This is a genomic window from Streptomyces sp. NPDC054847 (assembly GCF_053610925.1).
Genome location: NZ_JBSGZJ010000449.1, coordinates 1 through 5849, shown reverse-complemented (window position 1 = coordinate 5849; position 5849 = coordinate 1). Strand labels below are relative to the sequence as shown.

Genomic DNA, 5849 nt, shown 5'->3' with positions numbered 1-5849 from the left:
GCCCAGGGAGACGCCGCCCAGCATGGGCGTGAGCGAGCCGGCGGTCTTCAGCACCTGCCCCGGGGCGTCGCCCTTGACGTTGTTGAGCTCGGTCGCCCTGCCCGCGACCTCGTTCACCGTGGGGCCCGCCTCGACCGTCTCCATGTCCGGAAGCGAGGACACCACCTCGGCGACGCCGCCGTTGAGGCTCATGGGCGGCATGCCCGCCGCACCGGCGGCGAAGGCGGGAGAGGCCGCCCCCAGCGCCGCCACGGAACCGGCAATGATCGCGGCAGCCTTCGAGTACTTCATCTTTTCGAATCCCTTTCCCCGGCGGGTTCTCCGCCGTCGACAGGGGTAACGAGCCGTGGACGTACGGGAAACCCCGCATCCCGGCCTTTCTCCGGCGTCCGGCGCGACGGGTCCCCGCTCGCAGGCAGTTTCGCTCAACGACCGAACGGAGAAAGGGTTTTGCCGGATCACTCGATGTAATGGCTCCGTTCGCACCGGCCCAACGCTGCCGTCATGTGTGACAGGGCCGTATGCAAGGCGAATGAGATGGCAGCCAAATGGCCGTACATGCGCGTCCAGCGTGATTTCCAACTAGCTTTCTGACAAAGTGCACTCCTGTTTTGTCGACTTGATCGAATATGGAGAGCCACCCATGCCGGAGTCGCCGGGCTTCGCCGCACGAGGCGTCCTGGGAGCACTGCTCTGCACGGCGTTCTCGGCCGCTCCGCTGACGGCCGCGGCGGCCCCGGCCCCCACGCCGCCGGAAGCATCCGGCATCCCCTTCACGCAGCGCTACCACGCGGTGCACCACGGCGGGATCGTCCGCGCCGCCAACTCCGCCATCACCTGCCGTAGCGCCGACAGCCGCTCGGCAGCGCCCTGTTCGTCCCTTCAGCGAGGCGCGCAGGGCGTCAACGGCGACTACGACATGTTCTACGTCGACCTCGACGACGACCCCAACACGTACAACTCGAGCCGGGCACGCCTCGTCCTGCCGGCGGACTCCCGCGTGCGTTACGCCCGCCTGTACTGGGGCGGGAACCTCCGCGTCGGAGAGCAGAAACCCCCGAAGGACAACGGCCGTGTCCTGATCGCCGAACCGGGCGGTGAGTACAAGGAGGTGCTGGCCGACACCCAGATCGCACACCGCGACGCGGACGGCAGCGACGCCTACCACGCGTCCGCCGACATCACGCCCCTGGTGCGCAGCGGCGGCACCGGCTACTGGACCGTCGCCCAGATCAACGTGGCGATGGGCCACTCCGAGGCAGGCGCCTGGGGCGGTTGGACCATGGTCGTGGCCTACGAGAAGGACACCGAACCCCTGCGCGAACTCGTCCTGTGGGACGGCTTCGAAAGCGTCCGCCCCGGGCGCGGGCAGCACTCCCTGACACTCACCGGCCTGCGGATCGGGCCACGATCAGCGGGACGTGCCGGGCTCGTCGCCTACGACGGCGACCGCGGCGCGCGCGGCGACTCGGTGAGCGTGCGGGCCGGTGACGGGAGACCGCTTCTGATCGACGACCGCGCCAATCCGGCCGACGACAGCATGAATTCGACCATTGCCGACTTCGGCACCACGGTGAAGGGACGGCAGCCCGCCCACGTCAACACGCTCGGATACGACTCGGACGTGTTCGACATCCGGCCCGCCCTGACGAACGGCGCCCATTCGCTGACGTTCCGCTTCGGCGCCGAAGCCAACGGGCATTTCCTCGGCGCTCTCTTCGTGCAGGCCGACGCGCGCCGCTGATTCACGCACCCACAGTCCACCGCGTTCGAAGAAGGCCGTACGTGCTGCAAAGAAACTGGACTGAGAAAAGCCGAATGACGGTGTTCCACCTGGTTCAGCCGGTGGAGGGGGGAGTCGCGCGGGTCGTCACCGACCTGGTCAGGGCACAGGTCCGCGAGGGCATCCGGACCGTCGTCGCCTGCCCCCCGCAGGGGCGGCTTCCTCACCTGGTGGCACAGGCCGGTGCACAGGTGCACCCATGGCCGGCCGGGCGGGAGCCGGGTCCGCGGCTCGCGAGCGAGGTGCGTGCCGTCACCCGGCTGATCCGGGCCGGCGCACCCCACATCGTGCACGCGCACAGCGCCAAGGCCGGGCTCGCCGGGCGGCTCGCCGTACGCGGCCGGGTACCGACGGTCTTCCAGCCGCACGCCTGGTCCTTCGACGCCGTCCGGGGGCGCAGTGCCGAACTCGCCCTCACCTGGGAGCGCCACGGCTCGCGCTGGAGCACCCGCACCCTCTGTGTCAGTGAGGGCGAGCGCCGCGCGGGGGAAGAGGCGGGCATCCGTGCCCGCTGGTCGGTGATCCCCAACGGCATCGACCTGACGTACTTCACCCCTCGCGGCAGCCGCGGCCGCGAGGAGGCCCGCGCCCTTCTGCCGGAGCTGGACGGTATGCCCGCGCGGACGCCCCTCGTCGTCTGCGTGGGCCGGCTGTGCCGGCAGAAGGGACAGGACGTGCTGCTGCGGGCCTGGGCCGAGGTGGCCGGAGCGGTCCCCGGCTCCCGGCTCCTACTGGTGGGCGACGGGCCGGACCGGGAGGCGCTGCGGCAGGGCGCCCCGCCGGGAGTGCTCTTCGCCGGTGACCGCGCCGACACCCGGCCGTGGCTGCACGCCGCGGACGTGGCCGTACTGCCCTCGCGCTGGGAGGGCATGGCGCTCGCCCCGCTGGAGGCGATGGCCTGCGGGCTGCCCGTCGTGATCACCGACGTCAGCGGCGCGAGGGAGAGCCTGCCGCCCGGTCAGGAGCCGTACGCGCTGGTCCCGCCGGAGGACCCGCCCGCGCTCGCCGCGGCGCTGGTCCGGCTGCTGACGGATCCCGCGCTCCGTCACGACCTGGGCCGCCGGGCCGAGGAGCACACACGGGCCACGTCCGACGTGCGCGGGACGGCAGCGGCCGTCCTGCGCCTGTACCAGGAACTACTGAGCCCGCACCGACCCTTGACGAGGGAGCGCAGCGAACGATGACGACGGAGAGTGCCCCCGCTCCCCACAGCGCCCGGGCGACGGCCGCCCGCCGCCCGGCGCTCTCGGTCCACGCGCCACGCCGCACGGCGGAACGCCGTCCACCCGTCCGTTCGCACCGCCTCTCCGCCCGCCGTGAACGTCCGACCGCGCTGCTCCTGGCCGACGCCACCGCCGCCGTCGTGACCCTGGCCCTCGCACCGGCCCTGCTGTGGCCCACGGCTCCCTGGCCGGCCGCGTCGGCGGTGCCGCTCGTGCTCCTCCAAGGCGTGCTGCACACCTGGCGCGGCCTCTACCGGCACAGGCTGTCGCCGTCCGCGCTCGCCGAACTGCCCACGCTCCTCGGGCTCGCGATGCTCCAGTGGTACGCCCTCGCCGCCACCTTCGTCGCCCAGGGCCCCCACTACGGCGTCGTCCCGGCCGCACCGGCCCTCGCCGCCTGCGGCCAGACGCTGCTCGCCTGCGCCGGCCGGGCGGCCGTCCACCACGCGCGCCGGCGGTCGGCCGCGCGCAGGCCGCGGTCCGCGCTCGTCGTCGGCCGCGGGCCGGTCGCCCAGCAGGTCACCGCGGCGCTGTACGGGCACCCCGAATACGGGATGCGGCCCGTCGGGCAGGTCGACACCGGCGGGCCGGCCGGGCCGGGGCTGCCGGCCCTGCCCGTCCTGGTCGGACCGGAGGACGTCAGCCGCGCGGTCATCCAGAACGCCGTCGGGCACGCCGTCTTCACCCGGCCGCCGGGGACCGGCGCGGAGAGCGCCGCGCTGCTCCGCCTGTTCGCCCGGCACGGCTGCCGTGTGTGGCTGGTCGACGGAACCCCCGCGGAGCCGGGCACGCCTCGGCGGGCACCCGGCGGTGACCACCTGTGGGGATTTCCCGTCAGACCGCTGGACGGGACGCGCCGGCCGTTCGCCCTCGTGGGCAAGCGGGTCATGGACGTGTGCCTCGCCGCTGTCGCCCTCGTCGCGGCGGCGCCCGTACTGGCCCTCTGCGCGCTCGCCGTCCGTCTCTTCGACGGGCCCGGAATCATCTTCCGGCAGGAGCGGATCGGGCTGGACGGACGGCCGTTCGTGCTGCTGAAGTTCCGCACCATCCCGCCCGTCGACGAGCACGAGTCGGCCACGCGCTGGAGCGTGGCCTCCGACCGGCGGATGAGCGTCACCGGCAGCCTGCTGCGCCGCACCTCCCTTGATGAACTGCCGCAGCTGTGGAACGTGCTGCGGGGTGACATGAGCCTCGTCGGCCCCCGGCCGGAACGCCCCTACTTCGTCGCCAAGTTCAGCCATGTCCATCCCGGCTACCAGGCGCGCCACCGGATGCCCGCCGGTATCACCGGGCTCGCGCAGATCCACGGCCTGCGCGGCGACACGTCCATCGAGGAACGCGCCCGCTTCGACAACCACTACATCGACACCTGGTCGCTGTGGCAGGACGTCTGCATCCTGGCCCGCACCGCCGCCTCCGTGCTGAGGCTGGGAGGCAGCTGAGATGACAGCCGTCACCTGGACCGCCGTGCGGCACAGGCGCACACCGGGCTTCCTCCGCCTGCTGCCCCTGGTCGCTACCGTGCTGCTGCCGGCCGCGCCGCTTCCTTCGGTCGGCGGCGGGGCGGGCACGGTGGGCCCGGCGGACATCGCCTCGGGGGCCCTGGTCGTGTGGTGCGCGGCGCAGGTCCTGCACCGCCGCTCCCGGCCCCTGACGCCCGTCGCCGCCGTCGTGTTCGGCCTGCCCGTCGTCGGCTTCGCGGTCGCCACCGTCACCGCCGCCCAACCGCAGGCCGCGCTGCCCGGGTTCGTGCGCTACCTCCAGGTCTTCGTCCTCGTGCCGCTGGCCGTCGTGCTGCTCGTGCGGGACGCGCGCGACTTCCGAGTCGTCGCCGGCGCCCTCGTCGTCCTGGCGCTCGCCCAGGGCGCCGTGGGCACCTACCAGTTCGCCACCGGCACCGGCGCCTCGTACATGGGGGAGGACATCCGGGCCGTGGGCACCTTCGGGCCGACGGACGTCATGGGGATGGCGACGGTCGTGTCGTACGGGCTGCTCGCGGCGCTCGCCCTCGCCCTGCGCCCCCCGGCCGAGGCACCCGCCTGGCTGAGGCCGTCCGCGTTCACGGCCGCGGCCGTGCTCGTCGTGCCGCTCGCCCTGTCGTTCAGCAGGGGCGCGTGGATCGCCACGGCGCTCGCCGCCTTCGCGGTGGTCGCGCTGTGCGGGCTGCGGCAGGCGGTGCGGGTCCTCTCGGCGGTGGCCGCGCTCGCCGTCGTACTCGTCGGGGGCCTCGGCATCGGCTCCCAGATGATCTCCGAGCGCGTCAGCAGCATCACCCGCGTCACCGACGCGCCGGACCGGTCGGTCGGCGACCGGTACGCGATGTGGGCGGCGGCGGCCGGGATGTGGCGCGAGGAGCCGGCGGCGGGGGTCGGGATGAAGGGTTTCCCGGCACACCGCGACGGTCATTCCTCGATCGGCCTGTCCGCCGGCAGCGACATCGCCGGTGCGGGCAGGGAGTTCGAGAAGCAGCCGCTGCTGTCGCCGCACAACATGTACCTGCTCGTCCTCGGCGAACAGGGCCTGATCGGGCTGACCGCGTTCGCCGGCTGCCTCGCCGCCGTCCTCGTCCTCGGCCTGCGCCGGCTCGCGGGCGGACCGCACGGGCGAGCGGCGGACTGCGGGCTGACGGCGGTGGGCCTGATGCTCTGGCAGACCGTCGACTTCCTCTACGCGGACATCGGCGGCCCGTCGACGGCCCTCACGGGTGTGCTGCTGGGCCTGGCGGCCTGGTGGGCACTCGGCGGAACGAGGCGCGCGTGACCGACGAACCCGGCCCGGCCCCCGGCCGTCGCCCGCCCGGCGGGGCGTCCCTGGCACCTGGCCACCAGGCGGCACCGCCGGCG

General features: G+C 73.5%; 5 protein-coding genes. 4 read left to right on the top strand and 1 reads right to left on the bottom strand.

Annotation, left to right across the window (positions count from 1 at the left end):
* On the bottom strand, positions 1-291 hold a 291-nt coding region (locus ACWGH4_RS29745; protein ID WP_453466372.1), incomplete at its 3' end, for a hypothetical protein.
* A 352-nt stretch (positions 292-643) separates the two neighbouring features.
* Between ACWGH4_RS29745 and ACWGH4_RS29740 the strand changes: the two genes are divergently transcribed.
* Genes ACWGH4_RS29740 through ACWGH4_RS29725 form a run of 4 tightly spaced genes read left to right on the top strand, consistent with a single transcriptional unit; the run spans position 644 to position 5766 of the window.
* Positions 644-1744: a DUF3344 domain-containing protein gene (locus tag ACWGH4_RS29740; protein ID WP_453466370.1), complete on the top strand. Its 1101-nt coding sequence runs from the start codon at positions 644-646 to the stop codon at positions 1742-1744.
* Between the two features lie 41 nt (positions 1745-1785).
* Positions 1786-2967, top strand: a complete 1182-nt coding sequence (locus ACWGH4_RS29735) for a glycosyltransferase (protein ID WP_453466368.1) — start codon at positions 1786-1788, stop codon at positions 2965-2967.
* Positions 2964-4448, top strand: coding sequence for an exopolysaccharide biosynthesis polyprenyl glycosylphosphotransferase (locus tag ACWGH4_RS29730; protein WP_453466366.1), 1485 nt, complete (start codon positions 2964-2966; stop codon positions 4446-4448). The genes ACWGH4_RS29735 and ACWGH4_RS29730 overlap by 4 nt, the downstream gene beginning before the upstream one ends.
* A gap of 1 nt (position 4449) precedes the next feature.
* Positions 4450-5766, top strand: a complete 1317-nt coding sequence (locus ACWGH4_RS29725; protein ID WP_453466364.1) for an O-antigen ligase family protein — start codon at positions 4450-4452, stop codon at positions 5764-5766.
* The last annotated feature ends 83 nt before the right edge of the window (positions 5767-5849 follow it).